This window comes from Aeromonas sp. 102P (assembly GCF_051920345.1).
Lineage (GTDB): Bacteria > Pseudomonadota > Gammaproteobacteria > Enterobacterales > Aeromonadaceae > Aeromonas > Aeromonas veronii.
Map to the genome: position 1 here is coordinate 1898850 of NZ_JBQBCZ010000001.1, position 25285 is coordinate 1924134.

Annotated in this window: 19 protein-coding genes and 6 pseudogenes; 18 read left to right on the forward strand and 7 right to left on the reverse strand. The window is 50.9% G+C overall.

Annotated elements, in window-relative coordinates:
• The 3 genes from ACTG1K_RS09165 to istA form a co-directional block, all read right to left on the reverse strand.
• Positions 1–1803 carry an Ig-like domain-containing protein gene (locus ACTG1K_RS09165; RefSeq protein WP_440005135.1) on the reverse strand — a complete coding sequence of 601 codons (1803 nt, stop codon included), beginning with the start codon at positions 1801–1803 and terminating at the stop codon, positions 1–3.
• 215 nt (positions 1804–2018) lie between these two features.
• Positions 2019–2774: an IS21-like element ISAs29 family helper ATPase IstB gene (gene istB / locus ACTG1K_RS09170; RefSeq protein ID WP_440005136.1), complete on the reverse strand. Its 756-nt coding sequence runs from the start codon at positions 2772–2774 to the stop codon at positions 2019–2021.
• A gap of 14 nt (positions 2775–2788) precedes the next feature.
• Complete coding sequence (istA, locus tag ACTG1K_RS09175; protein ID WP_440005137.1) at positions 2789–4330, reverse strand: IS21-like element ISAs29 family transposase; 1542 nt, start codon at positions 4328–4330, stop codon at positions 2789–2791.
• A 215-nt stretch (positions 4331–4545) separates the two neighbouring features.
• Between istA and ACTG1K_RS09180 the strand changes: the two are divergent.
• The 13 genes and pseudogenes from ACTG1K_RS09180 to ACTG1K_RS09240 all read left to right on the forward strand — a co-directional run.
• Positions 4546–5147 (forward strand): annotated as a pseudogene (locus tag ACTG1K_RS09180) (IS5 family transposase); the annotation flags it as partial.
• A 575-nt stretch (positions 5148–5722) separates the two neighbouring features.
• Entirely contained in the window at positions 5723–6301 is a 579-nt protein-coding gene (locus tag ACTG1K_RS09185) for a hypothetical protein (RefSeq protein ID WP_440005138.1), read from the forward strand.
• Between the two features lie 52 nt (positions 6302–6353).
• Complete coding sequence (locus ACTG1K_RS09190) at positions 6354–7022, forward strand: hypothetical protein (RefSeq protein WP_440005139.1); 669 nt, start codon at positions 6354–6356, stop codon at positions 7020–7022.
• A 12-nt stretch (positions 7023–7034) separates the two neighbouring features.
• Positions 7035–9425 carry a TcfC E-set like domain-containing protein gene (locus ACTG1K_RS09195; protein ID WP_440005140.1) on the forward strand — a complete coding sequence of 797 codons (2391 nt, stop codon included), beginning with the start codon at positions 7035–7037 and terminating at the stop codon, positions 9423–9425.
• Positions 9412–9978 carry a hypothetical protein gene (locus ACTG1K_RS09200; protein ID WP_440005141.1) on the forward strand — a complete coding sequence of 189 codons (567 nt, stop codon included), beginning with the start codon at positions 9412–9414 and terminating at the stop codon, positions 9976–9978. Before ACTG1K_RS09195 ends, ACTG1K_RS09200 begins: the two co-directional genes overlap by 14 nt.
• Positions 9979–9980: 2 nt before the next feature.
• Positions 9981–11093, forward strand: coding sequence for a hypothetical protein (locus tag ACTG1K_RS09205; protein ID WP_440005142.1), 1113 nt, complete (start codon positions 9981–9983; stop codon positions 11091–11093).
• A gap of 447 nt (positions 11094–11540) precedes the next feature.
• Positions 11541–12436, forward strand: a pseudogene (locus ACTG1K_RS09210) (AAA family ATPase); the annotation flags it as partial.
• 195 nt (positions 12437–12631) lie between these two features.
• Positions 12632–13465, forward strand: coding sequence for a GspC family type II secretion system variant ExeC (exeC, locus tag ACTG1K_RS09215; RefSeq protein ID WP_440006812.1), 834 nt, complete (start codon positions 12632–12634; stop codon positions 13463–13465).
• A gap of 21 nt (positions 13466–13486) precedes the next feature.
• Positions 13487–15527 (forward strand): annotated as a pseudogene (gene exeD, locus ACTG1K_RS09220) (GspD family T2SS secretin variant ExeD).
• A gap of 104 nt (positions 15528–15631) precedes the next feature.
• Positions 15632–15889: pseudogene (locus ACTG1K_RS09225) on the forward strand (ATPase, T2SS/T4P/T4SS family); the annotation flags it as partial.
• A 1-nt stretch (position 15890) separates the two neighbouring features.
• Complete coding sequence (gene exeF, locus ACTG1K_RS09230; protein ID WP_440005143.1) at positions 15891–17111, forward strand: GspF family T2SS innner membrane protein variant ExeF; 1221 nt, start codon at positions 15891–15893, stop codon at positions 17109–17111.
• 97 nt (positions 17112–17208) lie between these two features.
• A complete protein-coding gene (exeG, locus tag ACTG1K_RS09235; protein ID WP_005338297.1) occupies positions 17209–17640 on the forward strand; it encodes a GspG family T2SS major pseudopilin variant ExeG in 432 nt (143 codons plus the stop codon).
• A 38-nt stretch (positions 17641–17678) separates the two neighbouring features.
• A pseudogene (locus ACTG1K_RS09240) lies at positions 17679–17789 on the forward strand (prepilin-type N-terminal cleavage/methylation domain-containing protein); the annotation flags it as partial.
• 93 nt (positions 17790–17882) lie between these two features.
• On the opposite strand, the gene ACTG1K_RS09245 reads toward ACTG1K_RS09240, so the two are convergent.
• The 3 genes from ACTG1K_RS09245 to ACTG1K_RS09255 all read right to left on the reverse strand — a co-directional run bounded on the left by ACTG1K_RS09245 (position 17883) and on the right by ACTG1K_RS09255 (position 19176).
• Complete coding sequence (locus tag ACTG1K_RS09245; protein WP_440005144.1) at positions 17883–18308, reverse strand: DUF2787 domain-containing protein; 426 nt, start codon at positions 18306–18308, stop codon at positions 17883–17885.
• A 19-nt stretch (positions 18309–18327) separates the two neighbouring features.
• Positions 18328–18675 carry a YkvA family protein gene (locus ACTG1K_RS09250; RefSeq protein ID WP_330544138.1) on the reverse strand — a complete coding sequence of 116 codons (348 nt, stop codon included), beginning with the start codon at positions 18673–18675 and terminating at the stop codon, positions 18328–18330.
• Between the two features lie 183 nt (positions 18676–18858).
• Complete coding sequence (locus ACTG1K_RS09255; protein ID WP_440005145.1) at positions 18859–19176, reverse strand: hypothetical protein; 318 nt, start codon at positions 19174–19176, stop codon at positions 18859–18861.
• Positions 19177–19284: 108 nt separating this feature from the next.
• Here ACTG1K_RS09255 and ACTG1K_RS09260 point away from each other — a divergent pair, with 108 nt between their 5' ends.
• Positions 19285–20325 (forward strand): IS481 family transposase, encoded by a 1041-nt coding sequence (locus ACTG1K_RS09260; RefSeq protein ID WP_440005146.1) that lies wholly within the window; start codon positions 19285–19287, stop codon positions 20323–20325.
• 54 nt (positions 20326–20379) lie between these two features.
• Here the strand turns inward: ACTG1K_RS09260 and ACTG1K_RS09265 are convergent, their stop codons facing one another.
• A complete protein-coding gene (locus ACTG1K_RS09265; protein ID WP_440005147.1) occupies positions 20380–20928 on the reverse strand; it encodes an outer membrane beta-barrel protein in 549 nt (182 codons plus the stop codon).
• A gap of 448 nt (positions 20929–21376) precedes the next feature.
• On the opposite strand from ACTG1K_RS09265, the gene ACTG1K_RS09270 reads away from it, so the two are divergent.
• The 4 genes and pseudogenes from ACTG1K_RS09270 to ACTG1K_RS09285 all read left to right on the forward strand — a co-directional run bounded on the left by ACTG1K_RS09270 (position 21377) and on the right by ACTG1K_RS09285 (position 25281).
• Complete coding sequence (locus ACTG1K_RS09270) at positions 21377–22240, forward strand: IS110 family transposase (protein ID WP_440005148.1); 864 nt, start codon at positions 21377–21379, stop codon at positions 22238–22240.
• A complete protein-coding gene (locus ACTG1K_RS09275) occupies positions 22194–23312 on the forward strand; it encodes an IS110 family transposase (protein ID WP_440005149.1) in 1119 nt (372 codons plus the stop codon). Before ACTG1K_RS09270 ends, ACTG1K_RS09275 begins: the two co-directional genes overlap by 47 nt.
• Positions 23313–23925: pseudogene (locus tag ACTG1K_RS09280) on the forward strand (IS3 family transposase); the annotation flags it as partial.
• Positions 23926–24198: 273 nt separating this feature from the next.
• Positions 24199–25281 carry an IS110 family transposase gene (locus ACTG1K_RS09285; protein WP_440005150.1) on the forward strand — a complete coding sequence of 361 codons (1083 nt, stop codon included), beginning with the start codon at positions 24199–24201 and terminating at the stop codon, positions 25279–25281.
• The last annotated feature ends 4 nt before the right edge of the window (positions 25282–25285 follow it).

Sequence of the window (25285 nt, forward strand, 5' to 3'; positions counted from 1 at the left end):
TTACCGAATACAGGTCACTCCATCCCGTTCAATAGGGGATCTCGGATCAAAGCATATATCATCTGGAGTGGAGATTAAGAAGTAAGCTCCAAGTTTATAACCGGGCCACCTTGGATCGTTTGTGTCGGTAGATGACCAATAATAGACGTCTGTTTTCCAATTTTTATTCATTTCGTCTAGGTGGGCCGCGCCTAGTGCAGTTAACTCATCTGCAGTTGGTACACGCCAAGCCTTCCCATCAATTGAAAAATTAGAACAATAAGAAACTGCATCGCTAAAGTTCATATTTAAACTACTCGGAACCACCGGAATGGAAAACTCCCCGACACCAGGTACGATGAGTGAAGGGTGCCCAACCATCACGCTTACGCTATTGCTCTCGATGGTATCTCTGGATGCTTTCACCGTCGTGGTACCACCAAGTTTAATACCCATCAGTAGACCTGTAGGCGTGACCGTTGCGATGGAAACATCAGCAGAAGACCAAGATACGTCGTTGCTGATATCACCATGAGTATTATCACTGTAAGTGGCTGTCGCGGTCAGTTGCTGGGTTTGCCCATTTGCAACTGATATGGGATTAGGCGTTACCTGAATATCTGTTATGGATGCATCACCTACTACAAAACTAAACGGCGTACTAGTGATGCCACTAAAGCTGGCGGTAAAGGTGGTACTTCCCTTCTTTATGCCCCTAAGCATACCTGTAGGCGTGACCGTTGCGATGGCCGCATCAGCGATCAACCAAGATACGTCATTGCTAATATCGCCGCGGGTATTATCACTGTAAGTAGCGATGGCGCTCAGTTGATGGTTTTCTCCTAGTGGTATCACATCAGCAATATTTCTAATCGATGCATCAATCGAGGTAACAACCGCACCAGTCACTGTGGCTGTAACGGGATTACTTGTGATGCCATCTTGGCTGGCTATAACTGTGGTTACCCCAGACTCTATACCGGTCAGCAGACCTGCAGGAGTGACGCTGGCAGGAGTGACCAATGCGGAGCCTAACCACCAGGTTACACTCTTGCTGATATCCCCATGGGTATTATCACTGTAAGTGGCTGTCGCGGTCAGTTGCTGGGTTTGCCCATTTGCAACTGATATGGGATCAGGTGTTACCTGAATAGAGGTCATTACCGCGCCGGTCACCGTCACTGTAACAGGATTACTGGTGATGCCATCTTGGCCGGCTGTCACTGTGGTTGCCCCAGACTCTATACCGGTCAGCAGACCGGCAGGTGTAACACTGGCAGTAGTAGCATCAACGGGAAACCAGTCTACCGTGTCACTGATATCTGCGGAGGTATAATCGCTGTATGTGGCGGTGGCGGTCAGTTGTTGGGTTTGCCCTCTTGCTACCGAGGCGGAAGCCGATGTTACCTGAATAGCAATAATTGTTGCGTCAGTCACCGTAACGGTGATCGGATTGCTCGTGATGCCATTTTTGTTAGCTGTCACAGTAGTCGATCCAACGTCAATACCGAGCAGTAGGCCAGCTGAGCTAATGATCGCAGCCATTGGCGTGCTTGTCGTCCAAGCTACCGATGAAGTTATTTCCTGTGCAGAACCATCTGAATAATGGCCTGTCGCGATAAACGGCTGTCTGTTCCCTTTTGCAAGCATCAGCGCGCTTGTTCCCTTTGTAACAACTGGAGAGGCCACTATATCGATGCGTTCGAGTGTCGATAACTCAGGTCGAGATGGACTGTCTGAACCATTCCCATCACCACATGCAGTCAGGAATACTGCACACACAAAAAAACCTAACAACCTAAAAAAAACATCAAAACTCCTCATTATCATCAATTACAAAACAAGCTGGCTACATATGGTGCAGCAATAAATTAATCCATTGTTTAATATTTGAATAAACTTTACAGTGATTGTCCGCAAGATGTAAAGCTGTGGTAGTCCACTAAATCCGGCCCCTTGTGCGTATTCCGGCGAAGTTGAACAGCCATTCCGGCCAACGTGAACACCCTGATCCTTAACGCGCTCACGTCATCCCGTTTCTAACTCGACTGTTCAGATTGGGTCAACTCACTTCTCCTCTTTCTCATCGATTCTCCCTTCAGTGACAGCCGGTGAGCGTTGTGCATCAGCCGGTCCAGGATCGCATCTGCCAAGGTGTTGTCACCCAAGCTCGCGTACCACTCTTCAGTTGGCAGCTGACTGACTACTACCGTCGAGTATTTCCCGTACCGATCATCCATGATCTCCAGCAGGGCGTTGCGCTGCTCGGCATTCACCGCTTCCAGTCCCCAGTCATCGAGGACCAGTAGCTCTATCCTGGCCAGTTGACCCAGCAGTCTGGCGTAACTGCCATCTACCTTGGCCTGGCTCAGTTCAAGCAGCAGACGTGGCAGCCGGTAGTAACGAGTGCTATGCCCTTGCTGACAGGCTTGGTAGCCCAGCGCACAAGCCAGGTAGGTTTTTCCACAGCCACAGGGGCCGGTAATGAGCAGGTTCTGGCCTCGGCGCTGCCACTCTCCTTGGGCCAGGTTTGCAACCTGTGACCGCTCCAGGTTGCGTGCAGACTGGTAGTCCACCTCTTGCACCGTGGCTTGGAGTTTGAGCCGCGCCTGCTTGACTAGCCGAGCTTGTTTACGTTGCTCCCGGCTCAGTTGTTCGTGTTCGACCAGCAGGCTTAGACGCTCGATGAAGGGCAGCCCTTCGTAGGTACTGGCCTGTTCCAGTTGTTGTTGCACTGCATCCGCCATGCCGGTCAGTTTCAGGTTTCTCAGGCGGGTCAGGGTTTGTTGGGTCATGGGGCGTATCCTCTTTAGTGGAAGCTCTGGGGGCCACGGATGTTCTCGTGCTCTTGCGGTAACTCTGGGTAGCTCAGCGGGCTTTCGGGCAGTTGGTCGCGGCCACTGGTCAGCACCGACTTGAGCTGTTTGAGTCGCACCAGTCCTTCCCGATTAGCCAACTGACAGCAGGCCTCGACCCGTGATGGCGGATACTCCCGGCTAAGACTCAGTAGCCCCAGGCAGAGTCGGTATGCCTGCTCGACATGGGCTTTCTCTTCCAGCCGTTCGCTCACCCAGCACAAGGTGCCCGGTCCGATATCAGCAGCCCACTGCTTGAGACGGCCTGGCGTCCAGCGTTGCTGCTTGCTGTGGCGTTCCGGCATGTGCTCCGGGATCGTGCTCATCCCCGGGATGGTTTTACGCGGATGGCTCGCGACCAGCTGTTGCTGGTGATAGACCTGAAGCAAAGTGTCGCCAGCATGGAGCTCCAGTTGCTGGCCCACATACTGGTGTGGCACCGAGTAGTGGTGCTGCTCATAGCTGACGTGATAGTCGATGTTGACCTTGACCGTTTTGATGGCGACATAGCGATAGGGATGCACCGGCAGTGGTCCCAGCGCCGGGCGGTCCAACTGCTCAAACGCCTCGCGCCGGTTACCGGGCAGTTGCTTGAACGGGCGCTCGTTGAGTTCGTCCAGCAAGGCACGGATGCACTGGTTGAGATCGGCAAGCGAGAAGAAGGTCTGATGGCGTAGACGGGCCAGGATCCAGCGCTCGACGATCTGCACACCCACCTCCGCCTTGGCCTTGTCCTTGGGCTTGTAAGGACGAGCTGGCATCACCGCCACCTGATAGTGCTCGGCCAACTGCTGGTAGCTGGGGTTGAGCTCGGGATCGTATCGGCAAGCCTTGCTGACACCGCTCTTGAGGTTGTCGGGGATCAGCAGTGCCGGTGTCCCGCCGAAAAACTCAAAGGCACGGACATGGCTTTGCAGCCAGTCCGGCAGTGACTGTGACCAGGTGGCCTCGGCAAAGGTGTAGTTGGACGCACCGAGCACGGCGACAAAGACTTGTGCCTGACGGACCTCACCCGTAGTCGGCGACACGATGGGCACCGTGGGCCCGCAGTAGTCGATAAAGAGCTTTTCCCCCGCCTTGTGGAACTGGCGCATGGAGCGCTTTTGCAACTGACACCAGGACTTGTAACGGTCACAGAACTGGGAGTAGCTGTAACAGCTATTGGGATAGCGCTGGGTGTACTCCTCCCAGAGCAGCTGTTTGGAGACCCCCTTGCGCTTGAGCTCCTGATGGACAGAGGGCCAATCCGGCACAACATGGCGGGCCGAGATGGTGGTATCGGCCTGCGGATAGAACAGGGCCGCCAGTCGGCCATCATCAAGCTCGATAGGTAAGGGCCAGGTCAGACCGAGCGTCTGGGCACTTTTGAGGAGTTTCTGGATGGAGCCAACGCTGACCTTGGTGCAGCAACTTATCTGGCGAACAGAGAGGTCAGCTTCCAGCCGCAGTCGCAGCACTTCACGAATTTTACGCATTGCAATCCTCTTGGCAGACATAGGCTCTTCCCTGGCAAAAGGGAGAGCGTATCAAAGGTTGTTAAATCAATGCGTTAAGGATGATTCCGGTGAATGTGAACAGTGATTCCGGGATGTTGAACACTGTTTCCGGAAAGGAGGAGCAAAGTGTTCAGGTTGAGCCGGAATGAGCGTTCACATTGGTCCGGAAATGGTGTTCACGTTGAACCGGAATCGGTGTTCATGATCGGCCGGAATATGCAAATGAAGAAGGGCTTATCGACTTCGACCTGTGGTGCATTGACGGCTCCAATGTCAGGGCATCCAAAGATGCAGCCAGAGCTCGTAAAAAAAGACTCCGGTGAATCAAGCTCTTGGTCGCTCTCGTGGTGGTTTTGGCAGCAAAATTCACTTGGTCACTGATGGTAATGGTTTACCGCTGGGGTTCTGCCTTTCGCCGGGGCAATCAGCGGAAATCAGATATGCGACAAGTGCGTTGGCCATGGTAAGGATCCCGACTTCATCAGGCCATTATCGCACTCGGCCAACGCATCTTGCCGCAGATAAGGCCTATAGCAGCAGGGCTCTGCGGGCAGAACTTCGGCGCAGAAAGATAAAAGCGGTTATCCCGCAACGCAGCGACCAGCAACGACACCATAAGGGACGTCCACTGGTGTTAGACAAAGCTCGTTATCGTAGGAGAAATGTGATCGAACGGTGCTTCGGATGGCTGAAGAAGTTTCGCCGATTCTCAACGAGGTATGAAAAGCTGGCGGGAAGTTTTGCTGCTTTTATCAAGCTGGCTTTCTGCGTTCGTTACTTACGGGAACTATTAGTGGACAGAAAACCAGCATTTTGAGAACACAGCCTAGCGGCGTAATGACAGGACAATAGCAAAGGCAGAAAATGAACCACCGATTGCACAGGCAATCATGACGTGATGGCGAGACAGGTCAGACTTTGACTGGCAAAACCCGAGGTATTCAAAGCCCTTTCGAGAGCGACAAGCTGATAGAGGAGCCAGTCAGCGAATTCCATCAGGGACAGAGGCACTAGCCTCGATCACAGTCCGGATCTATGGCTGCAATCTCAACCTAACTCACCGTCATCGATTGAAGGCTTGGCAAACCGGGGCGACCATCTATGAATACCATTGGTCTACCTGTCAGAAAGCCTCGAGTGTAGCGGTCACCAGGGGCTGGGTAAGTCATGACTTACTGGCTGATTTGGGCAACAACGCCGAACTGGGGGAAATCCAGTTTAAAAATGCTATTCATTACAGCTTTGATATATGTCATATACATTTAAAGGGATGCCATTGCTCATCGGTTTAGGATTAAATGTATGTGGAGTATGTTTGTTGTCATATGAGAAATGAACTTCAAATTGTTACTCAAACAAAGGTATAAGTGAACTAATAAAAAGGTTTATATCATGAAAAAAACTCTTCTAGCTGCAGCGCTGGTAATGACGTCAGGTATTGCGATGGCAAACCCTTTAAACTTCTCTTGGTCTGGTCAAATCCCTGTTGTCACTCCTCCTACTCCAGGTGACTTCAAGTTTATTGATGGTACCGGGGCTGATTATGTACCTAGCTCTACACCAGTTCCGCTGGGCTTCAGTTTGGACTCCAGCAGTGGTGATCTAACCGTAACATCCACTAAGGATGTATCTTTCTACATCGTTCCAACTCTCGACTCTAGTACACTGAATGGAGTTGAAGCATGGTTGGTTGCCACCCCGAATAGCTCTGGTCTCGTTGCTTCCAAGCAGCTCACCCTGTCCTATAACACAACTCCGGCTGTAGATCAGATTGCTATTATCGTAAATAACAAAGCTATGTTAGCTGGTGCAGCAAATGCAGCCGATATTAAAACTGGTTTCACAAGTGCTGACCAGAAGCAGACTTCTGTTAACGTATCCATGGCTGCGAAGATAGGTGCTGGATCTTTTGTTGAGGGTAATCAGATTGGCTTCAGTACTCAAGTAATGTTTGGTGTTGATTTGACTTAATCTTATTTTCACCCCGCCCCCAGAAATAAAGGGGCGGGGAGGTTAAAACTATATGAAAAAAAAAATATTGTTAGGTTTATTGTTTCTTTCCTCCTTCGATGCTACGTCATTCACCGTTGACAGTATGTTTAAGGTCCATAACGAAAGGGAAAGTTATATTACACTAAAAAATCCATCAGATGAAATGTCATTCATATCTACTAGGCTATCCGTCATGGAAGTCAAGAATGGCATGGCCTCTGAACGTGCATTAGAACCGAAAGATTTTATGAGTTGGCCAATATATACCACACCAGCAAATATAATCATAGACCCTAAGGGGGCGGAAAGAGTTTCGGTAGTCAAGTTATTACAATCGAACAAGAACGATGTTTTGGTTGGTATTTCTTTCATCCCCGATACAATGGCAACTTTCAATAAACAGGTTAAGATTAGTGTCGGTTATAAAGTGTGGTATTTACTTCCAGGTGAAGATGATATGGTTGGCGTGTTGACAGGAAAAAGGGTATCTGAGAAAAAAATATCTCTCTCAAATAATACCAATAAACATCTTTCTGTTGATATAGAATGGTGTCAATCTGGAGATGATAACTGCAAGGCTAGCATGTTTATATTGTCAGGGTTAACTAAGGAAATTGACATACCTAGTGTGTCGAAAGGAATTGTTAATGTTAAATATTCAAACTCTCTTCAAAAAGAGCGTAAAGAAATAACTTTCTGAGTTTAATAGGTTATGGAATTGAAAAGATCATACATTAGCTTGGTTATTTTTTTTGGGCTGTTGCCTTTATTTTCTTTCATAAGCTTAGCAAAAGATACGGATATAGTTCCAATTTCGGTAGCTAATATTCATGGTGAGAGATTTGATGAAGTTTATGCGCAACAGTACTTGGCTAGTGGAATTGCTCTATCCAAATCAGTATATGCAAGTCAAGTGAGTCAAGAGGAAACTAAGGTCTCATTGGAAATACCTGCTGTCGCTGAAGGTATTTTCTATGGTCGTCTTAACCGAAGTTCATTTAAGCTTTCAAATCGAGATGATTTTGTACAATTCCTTAGACTGAATAGCATCAAGAACCCAGAAAAAATAGCGGATAGACTATCTTCTGGGATGGAGTCTGATCCAGACTGTATCGGTTTCCGTTCTGAATGTATAATCAGAACGGAAGAATTTTCTATTGTGATCGATTTTTATCAAAAACGTGTGAGGCTTTTTGTTAATGCAGAATGGATAGACTCTTTACAATCTAAAGGTGAATATCTTTCCATTCATGGTGAAAATGTTATAAAAAATACCATGTCCTTTTTTTACAACAAAAATCCCACATACGATAACTATCTTTTTAAAAATGAAGGTAATGCTGGATTCGGAAATGGGTTCTTTTATTATAATTTCGATATGCAGAACGGTTTAAATAAACTGAATGATGCTAACTATAATTGGTATTATGAAAACAAGAAAGTTCAAGTTGGTAGAACTGGCTACGGTCAGTATTTTAACTATGCTCACTCAAAGTCATTCTTTGCTGATGCCCTTTTTCAAGGCGTTATTTTAGGCACTTCGGAAGAGCTTAGTTTAGCTAAAAGTGACAAGAGCTATTCTTTTTTTACTCCGGTACCATCGATGATCACTATAACAAGAGATGGAAAGGAAATTTTGAAGCGCTATGTCTCCGCAGGAGTAAATAAAATTAATTATCAGGACCTTCCAAGAGGGGCCTATCAAGCAGAGATTCTAATTCAAGATGATAGCGGTGGGACTATACATGATGTCACTACGCTGATCTTTAATGACTCTGCAGATTTTGGGGATGAGATCGAGATATATGCAAATTTTGGTGAAGCTAAAGATGAAAGAAAAAAAGCTTACGGGGTTGGCATATCTATTCCGTTGGCCGAAAATTTGGTAGCTTATGGTTCTTTTGATGGGATTGATGAAAAAGAAATTATTAGTATTGGTTCCGAATACAGAAGGGATTGGTTTAGTTTCTCTCCAGAATATTCAAAAGGGGCGGGAGTAGAAAGGAAAAAAATTTCTGTTAGTGCGGGAGGTTTTAACGCTCAATTCCTCGAAGAGAATGGTAATGTAAATAGCATAGAACAAAGAGAAGATGAAATATCAAGATCGATCAATGTTGGATACAACCATGTTATAGGTGACACTAATATTCTAACTTATACTTATGCCAATAATTATTCATCGTCTTATGGAAGAAATGAATCATATGGGGTTAGATATAGTGCACCTATATATAATAATATGTATTTTACTACTGGATACGATAGAAGAGGCCAAGATGACATTTTTACAATTGGACTAAGCGTTCAATTGGGAATGCGTGTCGGTACTTCTCTACATTCATCTTACAGTAATGAAAAATGGGCCTCTAGGTTATCTCTGAGCCACAATGGAAATGTTACAAAAAGTGTATCTTACAATCTTGACGCCTCAGTAGATCAAGAAAACAACAGAAGTATCAATAGTGGAATTAACTACACTGGTTCGGCATTTAACTCGATTTTTAGAACCAGTCTTTACGAAAATGATGGTTCTCGTTCGATTGGCTATGGCGCACAGTTCAATTCGACACAGGTACTATCCACTAACAGCATCAACTTGATTAATCCGATGAAATCCTACGGAGATAGCTTTATTATTCTAGATAATGAAGTTTTGAAGAATGTCAGCATGAATTATAAATCTCTATCCAATGGCCGGCTTGTATTTATAGAGCCAGATAACAACGTAATACCTGTAAGTAGCTTTGATCGTTATATAGTGAGTGGTAAGATGAACTCAGGTGATTATGTATTCTCTGATGAGTTAGATAAGTACAAAAAAACTTCTGATTTGATACCTGGAAAAGCTATTCGTGTAACAGCTTCAGCAAAGAAAGTTAGTCAAAATTTCATTTACGTTGATGCGTTCGAAAGTGAATTGAAGTGTGTAGGTGATGCGTGTATTGCTCTGGATAAATTAGATAGAAATCTTTATAAGTTGAGAGCCTTCAATGAAGGGGTTGTAACTCTTGAGTATGCAGGTGGAAAGTGCATGGATTTAAGTGAAGAGTTCAGGAGCTCCAATTTAGGTAAGTTATCGGAGGTCTCATGTGAAAATAGATAATCTATTAATGCTCTTTCTGCTTTGTTGTTCTTTTGTTGTGAACTCAGCAACAATTAGTTCAGATAGAAAGAAGATCACAAGTGATTCCATAGGCATTGAAACTATAATTGATTTAGATCACCCATTGTCGACGCCTATCGAAGTTAATAATATTACGCCATTAAATCAGCTTATATCGTGGAATGAATCATGGTATCGCCTTAATAATATACCTATAGGCTTAAGACTGACTGCGGATAAGCCAACAGATGTGAATGTTAGTGTTATAGATGATTTTTTTTACTGCGATTTTGATGGCATGATTGTAGATAAAAACTTCAATGCTCACATGCTTCAAATGACAGAATATATCTACAGAGTAAATGGTAATGAAATAAATGGAGCGTACCAATTGCCATTAAATCATTGGTATATGGTAACAAAAGATTGGTTTTCAGCAGATGTTAATATCATTGCAACTTCCCCCTTCATAAAGAGCGAATTTCTCCCTCAAGTGAGAAGAGTGGGAGGTACATGTCAGGGTAACATAACCATACTAGTTTCTAAGGGATGAGCATGAGGCTAAAACAAATTCTGATATTTAGTATTTTTCACTTCCTTAGTTTCTATGCTTATGCTGCTGGTGATCACAGGGTTAGTATTTATGCTGACATAATAGATAATAATGTCACTCTATCTGGCTCTGTGCCTATTTACAATCAGTCATTAAAAAGTATTGTATATAATGATGATTTCCCTGAATTTCACAACTTCGTAATGTCTAGCGTTGGGAATCAGCAAGGGAGAATGGTCGTAAATGGCAACCTATTCTCTATTGAAATGGTGGGAGAGAAATATAAGAAAAAAATCATATTGAATGGAAAGATTACAGATGTAATAATAAATTCTAATCAATCAAATAAAGGTTATTGGAAACTACATAGTCAGAATGGATGCGTAATAACTCCTAGCAATTTTGTAGTGCAGGACCCAGTAAAATTAGTCATGTCTTCTGACAATGTGATAAATAAAAATTGTACTGGCCAGACGGATGACGTAGATTTTTTTAATAACACAGTACCTTTCATTGGTGAGAAGAGGAGATTTATTATAGACATGACCCCTATATTTAACGGGGCCGTCCCAGCAGACCTCTATAAAGGGCAGGTAACCACAGCGCCAATAACTTGGCAGGCTCGCGTAGGTAACCGTTTTACACCCAATACTACTATTGAGTTGGCGTTCAATGTCCATCCTTATTTTAGTGGCATTGATTTTCCTTCTGGAAATAGTTACACCCTAGATTCTAGAAAAATAGAAGAGAACGGTAGTAATTATTTTGTGGGAGTGAGTAGAGTGATATTTTCTTTAGTTGGAAAATTTACTCCTAGCACTAAGATTTCTATATCAGCATCTTCTCTTAGTGGTGATTTTTCTATGCAAGAGATATCCTCTTCTGGGGGAGCGGTTATCAGCTCAATACCCTACCAAATAAAAGTTGGTTACGGTGGGACTGAAACTGTTTTAGTGAGAAATGGTGTTATGACACCAATAGTGCTCAACCCGATAAGAGATAGCAACATCAATGGTTATTTAGTTATCGACTATAAAGTGAGCGAAAATAATCAATCACTCACATCTGGCAGATACCGTGATTATATTAACCTTATTGCGGAAATAGTTCTGTAATTAACTTGTGGAACTATTGCAATGTGATTTCATAATAACCTATCCAACGTAGTCTGCTTCATATTTAGGCACTTTATTTCCTTGTTCCATCAGTGCCTCATCCCTGGGGGAACATTGCTCCTGGGGATTTATTATCGGTAGGCAAAGTTTTGTGTTTTTATGGTGCTCACATTTGTTATCATTTATTCTGTTCGGTAATTTTAATTGAACCTTGTTTATAACCACAGTGTGTGTCGGTGCGTGTTTTAGTTACGTTAGATACATCAAAGTTAATTAGTGGAAAAACACAAGAGAAAATACCCCTTCAATTCTATTTTCAAGCAAGCATATCCACAGGCTGGCAATAGTGACGTTGCCATTGTCTAGGTTAGCTAATGATGAACGGTTTCAAGAGGCATATCTTTAATATGTTGATTTGTGGTATCAGTCAAAAAATAATCCCCTTATGTGCGTACACAGTTCTTGAGCCTATCGAAACCACCTTTATCCATTTCGCCCAATCCCAAGTACCTCTATATGAGCGAGCGTAACGGTGAAGCGCTCTTCTCAAATATGGATTGCAGGATGACGGCGGCTTTGTGTAACTGCCCGGCGTACTTGAGCAGCTGCGTCTGCTCACCAACCCCGAAACTGGCGAACGAAAACTGCTGCAGATGGTGCTCCTGTTGCCGCTCTCCCACAGCGATGTAGATGCCTACGCCCGCTTCCGGCTGCAAGTTACAGGCTGCGTACAACCCATCTGCACCCCATGTGCCATCAAGACGTTCCATCGCCTGAGTGGCGGCATCCCCCGTTTCATCAACCTCATCTGTGACCGCGCCCTGATCGCCGCTTTCGCCTGTGGCAGCTACAAGATTGTCCACAGCGATATCAGCCAGACCGCCTTCGAGGTCAATGGCGTTCGGGACGAAGGGAGCTGGGCCTCCGGTATGATGGTGACGCTGGCGGGCGCCCTGCTGGTGGTCGCAGGCTGGTGGGGCTGGCAATTTTTCGGCGTGTTCCCCACCCGTCCGGTAGTCAAGGTCGAGGTACCGGTCACCATCGACGAAACCACTGAGCCGCAGGAGCAGCTGACCGAGGCGATCAATCAGGCCATCGACCCCGACAGCGCCATGCAGAATCTCTATCGGGTCTGGGGTTATGAACCGGAACCGTTCGAAGCAACCTGCGATAACGCCCCCCGTGCCGGTCTGCGCTGTCAGGAGGGAGAGATAAGCCTTGACGAGCTGCGTGCCCTGCAGTGTCCCGCCATGATCACGCTCACTGACCAGACTGGTGGCCTCTGCTATGCGAACATGGTCAATTTGGAGCCAAGCAAGCCCAGTCTGAAGATCGCTGGCAAGCAGGATGCACCTCGCCTGAGTGCCACTTTTATGAGCATTCAAAGGTTTGTGGTGCGATGAAATATCCATCTTTACGCTTTTGTGGGCCCCGACCCGTTGTGTCACAGCACGCAGCCGTACACTATACGCCGCCGCTCCAGCGCCTGGAATTTGTTGGTTAATATGACGCTACGATTCAGGGATGACATCTTGACCATGCTGCTGGCCCAGTGCCGGCGGCTTCCCATGACCAGAGTCACCCAGGTGGCCTTTCTGGCGCTGCTGATCATGCTGGCCCAGCAGAGCGCCGCCCTCACCTGGCGTCTGCTCACCCTGGCAAGCCCGCAAACCAGCCAACCGTGGCAACCCTCCGCAGTGGCGGTCAGCGGCCAGAGCAACCCGCGCCTTGAACTGGGCGAGGTAAGCCGACTGGCGCTGTTTGGCAAGGCGATCCCCAAGGCACAGGCCAAAGCCGCCGTGGCCGCCAATGCGCCGCGTACCCAGCTCAATGCCCAGCTCAACGGGGTGTTGGCAAGCTCGGATCCCGCCAAATCCATCGCTATCATCGCCATGTCCGGCATCCAGAACTCCTACGGGGTCGGTGACATGATTGACGGCACCCAGGCGCGGATCCGGCAGGTCTATCCGGATCGGGTGATCATCGAGCGGGATGGCCGCGACGAGACCCTGATGCTGGATGGCGAGGAGTATGGCAAGCCGCTGCCGCAGACCAACACCACCCCCCTTGGCTCCCTGCGCAGCGAGCTGATGGCCGATCCGGGCAAGATCACCGATTACCTCAATATTTCACCGGTTCAGGTGGATGGCCGCATGACCGGCTATCGCCTCAATCCGGGCAGCAATCCTGAGTTTTTCAACCAGAGCGGGCTGCAGGCCAATGACCTGGCCATCAGCATCAACGGGCTGGATTTACGGGACAACATGCAAGCCATGCAGGCGATGCAGCAGATGGCTGGCGCAACGGAAATGACAGTGACCGTCGAGCGACAGGGCGAACAGTTCGACATCTATGTGCGCTTGTCAGAATAATGATTTGGAGTCGTACCAATAATGACCACTAAAGGGAAAAGCTGGCGTCTGGCCACTATCGCAGCGGCACTGATGATGGCGGGCTCAGCCTGGGCCACCGAATACTCTGCCAGTTTCAAGAACGCCGACATTGAAGAGTTCATCAATACGGTGGGCAAGAACCTCAATAAAACCATCATCATAGAGCCCTCGGTGCGCGGCAAGATCAATGTGCGCAGCTACGACCTACTCAATGAGGAGCAGTACTACCAGTTCTTCCTGAGCGTGCTCGACGTCTACGGCTTTGCCGTGGTGCCGATGGACAACGGAGTGCTCAAGGTGCTGCGCATCGCGGGATGCCAAGACCTCCGCCATTCCGGTGGTGGATGGCAGCAACCCGGGCATGGGCGACGAGATGGTGACCCGGGTCGTGCCGGTGCGCAACGTCTCGGTCCGTGAACTGGCGCCGTTGCTGCGCCAGCTCAACGACAACGCCGGTGGTGGCAACGTGGTGCACTACGAGCCCTCCAATGTGCTGCTCATCACCGGCCGCGCCGCCGTGGTCAATCGTCTGGTAGAGGTGGTGAACCGGGTCGACCGCGCAGGCGATCAGGATGTGGACATCATCAAGCTCAAGTTTGCCTCGGCGGGTGAAATGGTGCGGCTGGTGACCAACCTCAACAAGGATGGCAACCCCCAGGGCGGCACCGCGTCCCTGTTGCTGTCGCCCAAGGTGGTGGCAGACGAGCGTACCAACTCTGTGGTGGTGAGCGGTGAGCCGAAAGCGCGCGCCCGCATCATCCAGATGGTGCGCCAGCTCGACCGCGACCTGCAGAGTCAGAGCAATACCCGAGTCTTCTACCTCAAATATGGCAAGGCCAAGGACATGGTGGACGTGCTCAAGGGGGTCAGCTCCAGCATCGAGGCCGACAAGAAGGGCGGCGGCGCAACCACAGGTGGCGCCAGCATCGGCGGTGGCAAGCTGGCCATCTCTGCCGACGAGGCCACCAATGCGCTGGTCATCACCGCCCAGCCGGATGTGATGGTGGAACTGGAGCAGGTGGTGGCCAAGCTCGATATCCGCCGCGCCCAGGTGCTGGTGGAGGCGATCATCGTCGAGATGCAGGATGGCGACGGCCTTACCCTTGGCGTCCAGTGGGGCAATGCCAACGGCGGCGGCACCCAGTTCAGCAACTCAGGTCTACCCCTCGGCAGTGCCATCGCGGTGGGCAAGGATTACCAGAATGGCAAGACCGACACCGCTGCCGGTCTGCTGAATGAGTTCAACGGCATAACCGCCGGTTTCTATCACGGCGACTGGGCCATGCTGGCCACAGCGCTGGCCTCCAATACCAAGAACGATATCCTCTCCACTCCGAGTATCGTCACCATGGATAACAAGGAGGCCTCCTTCAACGTCTGCCAGGAGGTCCCGGTCCAGAGCGGTTCGCAAAGCTCCACCACCAGCGATCAGGTGTTCAACACCATCGAACGCAAGACGGTGGGCACCAAGCTGGTGGTGACCCCGCAGATCAACGAAGGGGATTCGGTGCTGCTCAATATCGAGCAGGAGGTCTCCAGCGTCGCCCAGACCCAGGCGACCGGTACTGCCAACCTTGGCCCCACCTTCGACACCCGTACCGTCAAGAACGCGGTACTGGTCAAAAGCGGCGAAACCGTGGTGCTGGGCGGTTTGATGGACGAACAGACCAAGGAGCAGGTCTCCAAGGTGCCCTTGTTGGGCGATATCCCGGTGCTGGGTTATCTGTTCCGCTCTACCTCCAACACTACCTCCAAGCGCAACCTGATGGTCTTTATCCGGCCAACCATCTTGCGTGATGCGGACGTCTATACCGGTATCTCCAGCAACAAGTACTCCCTGTTCCGCGCCGAGCAGCTCAATGCCGCCTCGCAGGAGGGGTATCTCACCTCCCCCGCCCGTCAGGTATTGCCTGGCTATGGCCAGGATGTGATGGTGTCGCCCGAGCTGCAAAAAGAGACCCAGAAGCAGATCAACGAGATGCGGAGCAGACAGCAGAACACTGTCGAGACCACCACCCCGTTTGTGCAGAGTAAGCCCTGATGAGTGCCTACCATCTGGATGGAAGTGTCGGGCCTGCGCCATTGTACGAGCTCCCCTTTGTCTTTGCCCGCAACTTCGGGGTGATCCTGATTGAGCGGAAGTGCGCCCCCGATCAGCAGGTGTGGCGCCCGGTCGGCTGCGAGCTGTGCAACCACACCGGCTACCGTGGCCGGACCGGCATCCACGAGCTGGTGGTGATCGACGAAGCGGTGCGTGAAGCCATTCACAGTGCCAGCGGCGAGCTCGCCATCGAGCGGCTGATCCGCGGCCACACCCCCAGCATCCGCCGCGACGGTATCGACAAGGTGCTCAAAGGGCAGACCAGCCTCGAAGAGGTACTGCGCGTGACCCGGGAAGATTGAGATGGCGGCATTCGAATACAAGGCCCTCGACAACAAGGGGCGTAGCAAGAGCGGCGTGATGGAGGGTGACTCGGCCCGTCAGGTACGCCAGCTGCTGCGTGAACAGGGGCTCACCCCCCTCGAGGTGAACGAGACCACCGAGAAGGCGAAACGGGAAGCGACCCGCTTCGCCCTGTTTCGTCGTGGTGCCAGCACTGCCGAGCTGGCCCTGATCACTCGCCAGCTGGCCACTCTGGTGGGCGCCGGTCTCACCATCGAAGAGGCGCTCAAGGCGGTGGCCGAGCAGTGCGAAAAGGCCCACTTGCGCTCTCTGGTGGCAACCGTGCGCAGCAAGGTAGTGGAAGGTTATTCGCTGGCCGACTCGCTGGGGGCTTTTCCCGATGTGTTCGACCAGCTGTTTCGCTCCATGGTGGCGGCCGGTGAAAAATCGGGCCATCTGGAAAAAGTGCTCAACCGCCTCGCCGACTACACCGAGCAGCGCCAGCACATGCGCACCAAGCTGCTGCAGGCGATGATCTACCCCATAGTGCTCACCTGTGTCGCCATCGGGGTTATCTCGATCCTGCTTACCGCCGTGGTACCCAAGGTGGTGGCCCAGTTTGAACACATGGGCCAGCAACTGCCGGGCACCACCCGTTTTCTCATCGGTACCAGCGAGCTGATGCAAGCCTACGGCCTCTGGTTTCTGCTGCTGATCTTCCTTGGCAGCTTTGTCTGGCGCTGGTGGCTCACCGATGAAAAGCGTCGCCGACGCTGGCATCAGGTACTGCTCGGTCTGCCGGTGATTGGCCGGGTCAGTCGCGGTCTCAACACCGCCCGCTTCGCCCGTACTTTAAGCATCCTCAACGCCAGCGCGGTGCCGCTGCTGGAGGGGATGAAGATCTCCGGCGAAGTGCTCTCCAACGACTTTGCCAGAATGCGCATTCTCGAGGCCGCCGAACGGGTGCGCGAGGGGACCAGTCTGCGCAAGTCGCTGACCGAGACCAAGATTTTCCCGCCCATGATGCTGCACATGATCGCCTCCGGCGAGCAGAGCGGTGAGCTCGACAGCATGCTGGAGCGGGCGGCAGACAACCAGGATCGGGAGTTTGAATCTCAGGTCAATATCGCCCTCGGGGTGTTCGAACCCATGCTGGTGGTCTCCATGGCCGGGGTGGTGCTGTTTATCGTGATGTCGATCCTGCAGCCGATCCTCGAGCTCAACAATATGGTGAATATGTAAGTTTCCGGTGTTTGGTGGCGCCGCTGGCGGCCCGTCGAACCCACCCAGTGATCACTCTCTGATGGGCCATCCCATCTCATTCGTTACGGAGCAACTCATGAACAAACGTCGTCAATCCGGTTTTACCCTGCTGGAAGTCATGGTGGTCATCGTGATCCTCGGCATTCTGGCCAGTCTGGTGGTGCCCAACCTGATGGGCAACAAGGAGAAAGCTGACCAGCAGAAAGCGGTCTCCGATATCGTGGCGCTGGAAAACGCCCTCGACATGTACAAGCTGGACAACAACCGCTACCCGACCACCGAACAGGGTCTGGATGCACTGGTGACCAAGCCCTCCATCGATCCGGCGCCGCGCAGCTACCGCGATGGCGGCTACATCAAGCGCCTGCCGCAAGATCCCTGGGGCAACCCGTACCAGCTGCTGAGCCCGGGCCAGTTCGGCAAGATCGATATCTTCTCCATGGGTCTGGATGGCGAAGCCGGTACCGATGACGACATCGGCAACTGGAACCTGAAGGATTTCCAATAAGTGATATGTCGCCACCGCACTCCTTGTGAGCTGACTCCATGAAGCGGTCTCTCTCATTTCATCGCCAATCCGGCTTTACCCTGCTGGAAGTGCTGCTGGTTGCCATGTTGATGGGGTGGCTTGAGGCCACAGCTATGCAGTTGAGGCTGGCATCATGAAACAGAGTCACCAGGCCGGTTTTACTCTACTGGAAGTGTGAGATAGAGGCGTGACGACCCCGAGGTGAAACTCATCTATAACCCCTACTCTCCTGCGACAGTGACGCTGAAGCATTCCAACCGGCAGTAGGCAATGAAGTTGCTCTGCCAGATGTCGAACAGCTCCCGCGCCTCAGCCAGCTGTAGCGGACCCCAGCCAACCATGGTGTGCTCTTCATCGAGGAAATTGAAATCGAGCTCCTTGCAGAGCTCGACATCTTGGCCCTGCCCCTGGTCGCTGAAGTCGGTGACGTAATCGAACAGCCAGCCATCGAGCCCACGGATTAGACGGATCTCAACTGGATGCACACCGCCTTGTTCGACGCTGAAGCCGGGATTATGAAAGTTGAAGGTGAGTTGGGTCAGGCGCTCGAGGTTGAGGCCGAGATGGGCTACCTCCTGACTGAGTAACGTGAGCAGCGCTTGGGCAACGGGCAGGGCAAAGCCGTCCCGGAAAAAGGGAATGGTCATGGCGTTCTCCTTGAAGGGGTTAAGCGTCGCCGAACAGCTCGCGCATTTTTCTGGCTGCACGGGCACGGATCTGGGCGTCAATAAAGGCGGTAATGCTGGCGAGTGCTGCACTTAGTACCGCGATGTCATCGGTGAGCCCCATCGGCAACACATCCGGGATGGCATCAATGGGCGAGATAAAGTAGGCCAGCGCACTGTAAATCAGGAGCTTGGCCCAAAGCGGCAGATCATCCTTCTGGCTGGTGTAGTAGAGCAACAGACAGGTCTCGATAAAAGGCCGACCGGCCCGTTTGGCAAAGGCCCAGAGTTTGTGCCAAAAGCCAGAGTGATCGAATGGCTCGCATTCGGGGGGAATGCAGGGTGGCATAGTGTGTCTCCTTCACGGGTGGGTGAATGGCGGAAATGAAAAGAGGAGGCAAATGCCTCCTCTGGGATGGAATGGGTGTGAACTATTGGTCCCACATCAAGCAGTCAAACTCGGGGGTATTGGTGGCGGGCAGCACAGAGGCCACCTCTTTGTTCGGCAGTGCGAGCTGCTTACCGTCAGCAGTCAAAATGCGGATCGACTTGGCCTTACGCAGCTTCCCCCACAAGCAGTCTCATAGGGCGCGTCGTATTGGCTGCCATCGACGATGATGGAGAAAGCCTGCCCAGCATAAGAGCCATACTCCTTGCCCTGAACGGTAGCCGCCATGCTGACCTTGCGGGTGTCACTACAGGCGATATAGAGATGGTTCTGCTCATTGACCACCGCCGTGTATTCGCTGGTGCCCTGACCCCAGCCACTGCTCCAGCGACCGGCCTCGCCATAGGCTCGCGAGTTATTGCACAGCAGGATGGCCGTCAACGTGATCCAAGATTTTTTCATGTGTATGGAGATGGCATTCACCTGACAGTGCCCACAAAAGGGAGTGGTCATACGGCTTCAAACCGGATAACAAAACGGTACCCCTACCGTGTTATCTGGAGTCACCATATGACCACCAACGAGAAAGTAGCACGTCGCAAACTCAGCCTGCTAGAGCTCGCCAAAGAGCTCAATAACGTCAGCAAAGCCTGCAAGCTCATAGGCTACAGCCGTCAGCAGTTCTACGAAATTAGCCGTAATTACCAGACCTATGGCGCCGAGGGATTGCTCGACAAATTGCCCGGCTGTAAAGGGGCTCATCCCAATCGGGTCGCTCCCGAGATTGAACAGGCCATACTCGATTACTCCCTCACCAGACCAACTCATGGCCCGCTGCGGGTCGCCCAAGAACTGGCTCTGCAAGGCATCAATGTCAGTGCCGGCGGCGTGCGTGGCGTGTGGCAACGTCACGACTTGCTCTCCAAACACGACCGCTTGCTGCGCCTCGAGAAAACTCACAGTGAGCAGACCATTGAGCTCAATAACGAGCAAATTCGCCTGCTCGAGCGCTTCAGCCCCGAGTTTCGCGAACGTCAGATTGAGGTCCACTACACCGGGGAACTGGTGGCGGTCGACACCTTCTTCGTCGGCGCGCTCAAGGGGGTTGGCAAGGTGTATCTACAAACCGTACTGGACTGCTATAGCAGCCACGCCTGGGGACGGCTCTACACGAGCAAGCTGCCGGTAACCTCGGTTCATGTGCTCAATGAAACGGTGCTGCCGTTTTTCGAGGCCCACGAGGCACGGGTCTATATCATCCTGTCGGACAACGGGCGCGAGTTCTGTAGACGACCTGACCACCATCCCTACGAGCTGTTCCTGCAACTGGAGGGGATTGAGCACCGAACCACCAAGGTGCGCAGGCCGCAGAGCAACGGCTTTATCGAGCGGCTGCATCGAACCTTGCTGGATGAACACTTCCGTATCAAGGGGAGGACGACCTGGTATGAGTCGGTAGAGCAGATGCAGACAGACCTGGATAGCTACCTGGAGCACTACAACACCCAGCGGCCACATCAGGGCAGGATGATGGAGGGGCAGACCCCTTACAGCATGTTCAAAAAGGGTCTGAAATTGATACCGAAGGAAGTGCGCTCTAAAGTAGCGTAAACAAGACACCGGTTTGAGGCCGGTGTCAGGTGATAACTAGATCTGTACAGCCATTTAGAAGTAAAAGCTGGTTCCAATAAGAAACCTAGAAAAAGAATCCTTTGCATCCCCACCAGAGACTTTGAGATTGTCTGTGGCTATGTTGTAGTTGGCTTCTGCAGAGAGTGCAACGTTTCTGCTGACAAAGTACTTCATACCAAGAGCTGCTTTGAAGTTCACTGCTGTGGCATCAAATGATTTGGTATTTAGATTGTCATCCTTGTTGTAATCTGCTCGAATTAGTTCTGTCGCAAGACCTACATAGGGGACAAAATTAGTGCCATTGGTAAAGTTGTATTCTGTAAACAGTCCAATGCCAACAGACTTATAGCTCTTACTTAAGTCTGTGATGATATTTGTACCGAGCTCCCAGTTGTCTTTGACAAAGTAGCCGTATTTAGCATTAAGGTCCACGGCGTAGCTGTCCTCTGCATCAAAGTCAACCAAGCCTTGGATGTTGAGTTCCTGGGTGCCAGCTCGAAGATAACTTTCACTGTTGGCGTAAGCTGTGCCATAAGAGAGCAAAGCCAGTAGAGTTGCAGTACAGATAATTCTTTTTTTCATGACAATTAAACCCTCTTCATATAGTTGTTAGTTACAGTTTTTCCGAATCAAAAAATGACTTTTATGGATGCGGCATTTCTACTTTGACTGGATTTTCCCCGATGACTCCTGACAAGTCCGCTCTTAGGATTTCCTACTTGAAAGAGAATGTTAAAAGATTTACCATCGCAATCTCTGACATCATTACTAGTTCTGCAGCAAGAATATCCCCCTCCGTGATATAAACGATAATTATTAACCCACTTTTTACTTGAGCGACAGTTCTCCTCTACCTAACTGTAAATAACTTTCACCCAGATGCTAATCGCTTTACGATTAACCCCCCACCAAAAAAAACAAATAACATACATATAAAAAGCGTTATGATGTAGTGACGTGATGGACGCCCCCACCCAGCACTGTCAGTTTCATACTTAGGCTCACAGCGTTCAACTTGGGGGAGCACCACATGAACACGATCAAAGTAGTTGGAATCGATATTGCTAAGTCTGTTTTTCAGGTGTGTGTATGGATGGCTGATGGTTCTGTTGCCTGGAATCGTAAAATATCTCGCCAGAAACTGCTCCACACGTTGCGCCAGTTTCCACCGCAAACACTGATTGCTATGGAAGCTTGCTCAACATCTCACTTCTGGGGACGAACACTGATATCGATGGGCTATGACGTAAAACTCATTCCTACACAGCATGTCAAAGCCTTTGCAAGACACCAGAAGAATGATGCCAACGATGCATTAGCTATTTGTGAAACAGCTTGCCGACTATGGATCCACTTCGTATCAGTTAAAACTACAGAGCGACAAGATATCAAGGCGTTACGTAGTGCTCGCCAGCTCATAGTTGAGCAGCGAACCGCTCTGGCTAACCAACTACGGGCATTACTTGCCGAGTACGGGGTCATTATTCCAGCCGGGTTACAACGCCTGCAACAACAACTGCCAGAGGTGCTTGAAGACGGAGACAATACGATAACCTTCACGCTTCGCCGACTACTGAGCCTGTTACGAGAAGATATGCAGATGCTCACTGAACGGATTGATGTCTTGGATAAGGAACTAGCTGAACTGTCCAGCCAGCAGGTTGCCTATCACCACTTATTGACCATTCCTGGTGTCGGGCCACTGATTGCCGCTGCGGTGGTCAGTGAGGTTGATGCCACCCAGTTTTCCAGCGGCCGTGAGCTTTCTGCTTGGCGTGGCTTCTTGAAAGCCACTGTCGCCATGGCAAATAAGTTAACTCGGATCATCTGGCGTGTACTGGATACCCGTGTACGAGATCCTGGAGACCCATGGCTTACAGGTCATCTTGGCTAACGCCCGGGATGCCCGGGCCGTACCTGGACGCAAAAACGACGTCAACGATGCGCAATGGATCCAGCGCCTGCATGCTTGCGGTCTACTGCGCGCCAGCTTCCATCCTGAGCGGGAGCTCGCCGCGCTGCGCAGTTATCTGCGGCTGCGTGAACGTCACCTCGATTACGCTGCGGCCCATATCCAGCACATGCAGAAGGCGCTAACTCACATGAACCTGCAATTGCAGCATGTGGTGAGTGACATCACCGGCGCCACCGGTATGCGGATCATCCGTGCCATTGTCGCTGGAGAGCGAAATGCCACGATGCTCGCCGCCATGCGAGACCTGCGATGTCAGTCGAGTGTCGAAACCATCCAACGTGCGCTGGTTGGCAATTACCAGCCCGAGCATGTGTTTGCCTTGAGTCAGGCACTGGCCATGTATGACGCCTACCAGGCCCAGATTTCTCTCTGTGATGAGCAGATTGCCCAAAGCTTGCAACAACTCTCTCGTGGCAAGCCCCGTCCCAGCGAAGCGCTACCCAAGCCTCGCCACCGTACCCGGCAGCCGAACGCACTCAACTTTGATGTCCGCACCTTGCTCTATCAACTGGTCGGTATCGATCTGACCCAGATCCATGGCATTGGCCCTTACCTGGCACTGCGTCTGGTGGCCGAGTGTGGAACGGATCTGAGTCGCTGGCGAACGGCCCAACACTTCACCTCATGGCTGACACTGGCTCCGGGCTGCCGGATCAGTGGTGGCAAGGTGATGTCAGCTCATACTCGCAAGACCAAGAATCGAGTCACCACCCACCTACGACTGGCAGCGATAACCATCGGCAGAACAAATACAGCGCTGGGGGTATTCTACCGACGGTTGTCAGCGCGCATCGGCAAAGCGAAGGCGGTCACCGCCACGGCCCGCAAGATTGCGGTCTTGTTCTATAACGCCATGCGTTTTGGTATGGAATATCAGGATCCTGGCGCCGATCACTACGAGCAGCAGTACCGCCATCGGGTGGTCAAGGGATTGCACCGTCGGGCCGCCGAATTTGGTTTTACCCTACAGGCAATCGAGGGTGTTTCTTAGGAAGGCTACTGCTCTCTTGATGGCGGACGAGTTCACACGTACGCGCTGATAGACCGATTAAGGGATCAAGCCCCCATCACTCTGGTCTGCTGCGCCTTCGATGTTCCCACCTCTTTTTTACGATTATCTGGCTCGCAGGCGGACGATTAACCGTGAACGTATGCAACAGCGCTGTGAGTTGCGCCGTTTGTTCAAAGAAAGCCGGAACTCTGCGGGCAGCCGCGCCTTGATGTCGATGATGAGGGAGTTGGGGTATCAGATTGGTCGATTCAAAGTACGTAACCTGATGAAGGAAGCCGGTCTGGTATCCAAGCAACCGGGTGCTCATCGCTATCAGGTCGCTCGGTCTGAACGACCGGACATTCCCAATCTGCTGGCCCGAGAATTTGATGTCCGGCAACCTAATCAGGTGTGGTGTGGCGATATTACCTACGTCTGGGCAGGTGGTCGTTGGCATTACCTGGCAGCAGTGCTTGACCTGCACACCCGGCGGGTCGTGGGCTGGGCGATGTCAGATAAACCAGATGCCGAGCTGGCCATCAAAGCACTGGAGATAGCCTATCAGCAGCGGGGTTGCCCATCCGGCGTGCTATTTCACTCTGACAGTAATAATGTCACTGTCAGTTTTCATCACCATGCTTGCTGTTTTGCCTGACTGGTAAGATCACTGATGCAGTGAAGACTACCCGGTTTCCTGACTCTCACTCTGAACGACCAGAAATGTGTCTTTCCCTGGACCCGTCGGTTACCGGGAAGTATTTCATGCGAGGCATCTCCTCACCGATGCGCGTGACTCAAGAAGGGCCTGACGGCTTGTCTCTTTACTGTCCTGTCCGGGTTATCGTCAGGAGAAATGACGGATAGTTTCCGAAGCAGGAAATGACTTATGGCAAAGACAAAATCCGCTCAATCACCGTCCGTTGTTGGGGGCGTTGATACGCATAAAGATTTACATGTCGCGGCTGTAGTTGATCAAAACAACCGCGTTTTGGGGAGTGAGTTCTTCGCGGCAACACGCCAAGGATACCGACAAATGCTGGCCTGGATGGCATCTTTTGGTACGATTGAGCGCATCGGCGTTGAATGTACTGGTTCCTATGGCGCAGGCTTGCTGCGTTACCTCCAGAGTTCAGAGATCGAGGTACTGGAGGTCACCGTACCGGATAAAATGGAACGTCGTAAACGTGGTAAAAGCGATACGATCGATGCCGAAAGTGCTGCCCACGCCGCTTTCTCCCGCATACGCACCGTCACGCCCAAAACACGTAGCGGAATGATTGAAGCGCTTCGCGTCCTGAAAGTCTGCCGTAAAACAGCTGTCGCTGCCCGACGCATTGCACTACAAATGATCCAGATGAATATCGTGTCAGCTCCTGATGAGTTACGTGACCAGATCCGTCACCTCACGAGGATGCATTTGATCCGCACACTGGCCTCGTGGCGACCCGATGTTACCGCCTACCGCAATGTTCAGGATGCCTATCGTATTGCACTGAAATCACTGGCTCGAAGATATCTGGAATTACATGACGAAATAGCCGATCTGGACGTTATGATAACGTCGATTGTCGATGAGCTGGCACCAGAGCTTATCAGGCGCAAAGCTGTAGGGTACGAATGTGCTTCGCAACTGTTGATCACTGCTGGTGATAATCCTCAGCGCCTGACCTCTGAGTCTGGCTTCGCGGCTTTATGTGGCGTCAGCCCAGTCCCCGTATCTTCCGGTAAAACAAACCGTCACAGACTTAATCGTGGTGGTGATCGTGCCGCCAATAGTGCTCTGCATATTATCGCAATAGGGCGATTGCGTACCGATACGAAAACACAAGAATATGTGGCCAAACGGGTAGCTGAGGGTCACTCAAAAATGGAAGCGCTACGTTGCTTAAAACGTTATATCTCGCGTGAGGTCTATACGCTCCTACGAAATCAAAACCGGTTGATCAACAGCACTCAAATAACGACTTGACTCT

What these genes read in the sequence shown, in the direction of transcription:
- ACTG1K_RS09165 (WP_440005135.1), bottom strand. Translation starts at nt 1,803, where the DNA reads ATGAGGAGTTTTGATGTTTTTTTTAGGTTGTTAGGTTTTTTTGTGTGT.
- istB (WP_440005136.1), bottom strand. Translation starts at nt 2,774, where the DNA reads ATGACCCAACAAACCCTGACCCGCCTGAGAAACCTGAAACTGACCGGC.
- istA (WP_440005137.1), bottom strand. Translation starts at nt 4,330, where the DNA reads ATGTCTGCCAAGAGGATTGCAATGCGTAAAATTCGTGAAGTGCTGCGA.
- ACTG1K_RS09185 (WP_440005138.1), top strand. Translation starts at nt 5,723, where the DNA reads ATGAAAAAAACTCTTCTAGCTGCAGCGCTGGTAATGACGTCAGGTATT.
- ACTG1K_RS09190 (WP_440005139.1), top strand. Translation starts at nt 6,354, where the DNA reads ATGAAAAAAAAAATATTGTTAGGTTTATTGTTTCTTTCCTCCTTCGAT.
- ACTG1K_RS09195 (WP_440005140.1), top strand. Translation starts at nt 7,035, where the DNA reads ATGGAATTGAAAAGATCATACATTAGCTTGGTTATTTTTTTTGGGCTG.
- ACTG1K_RS09205 (WP_440005142.1), top strand. Translation starts at nt 9,981, where the DNA reads ATGAGGCTAAAACAAATTCTGATATTTAGTATTTTTCACTTCCTTAGT.
- exeC (WP_440006812.1), top strand. Translation starts at nt 12,632, where the DNA reads ATGCTGCTGGCCCAGTGCCGGCGGCTTCCCATGACCAGAGTCACCCAG.
- exeF (WP_440005143.1), top strand. Translation starts at nt 15,891, where the DNA reads ATGGCGGCATTCGAATACAAGGCCCTCGACAACAAGGGGCGTAGCAAG.
- exeG (WP_005338297.1), top strand. Translation starts at nt 17,209, where the DNA reads ATGAACAAACGTCGTCAATCCGGTTTTACCCTGCTGGAAGTCATGGTG.
- ACTG1K_RS09245 (WP_440005144.1), bottom strand. Translation starts at nt 18,308, where the DNA reads ATGACCATTCCCTTTTTCCGGGACGGCTTTGCCCTGCCCGTTGCCCAA.
- ACTG1K_RS09250 (WP_330544138.1), bottom strand. Translation starts at nt 18,675, where the DNA reads ATGCCACCCTGCATTCCCCCCGAATGCGAGCCATTCGATCACTCTGGC.
- ACTG1K_RS09255 (WP_440005145.1), bottom strand. Translation starts at nt 19,176, where the DNA reads ATGAAAAAATCTTGGATCACGTTGACGGCCATCCTGCTGTGCAATAAC.
- ACTG1K_RS09260 (WP_440005146.1), top strand. Translation starts at nt 19,285, where the DNA reads ATGACCACCAACGAGAAAGTAGCACGTCGCAAACTCAGCCTGCTAGAG.
- ACTG1K_RS09265 (WP_440005147.1), bottom strand. Translation starts at nt 20,928, where the DNA reads ATGAAAAAAAGAATTATCTGTACTGCAACTCTACTGGCTTTGCTCTCT.
- ACTG1K_RS09270 (WP_440005148.1), top strand. Translation starts at nt 21,377, where the DNA reads ATGAACACGATCAAAGTAGTTGGAATCGATATTGCTAAGTCTGTTTTT.
- ACTG1K_RS09285 (WP_440005150.1), top strand. Translation starts at nt 24,199, where the DNA reads ATGGCAAAGACAAAATCCGCTCAATCACCGTCCGTTGTTGGGGGCGTT.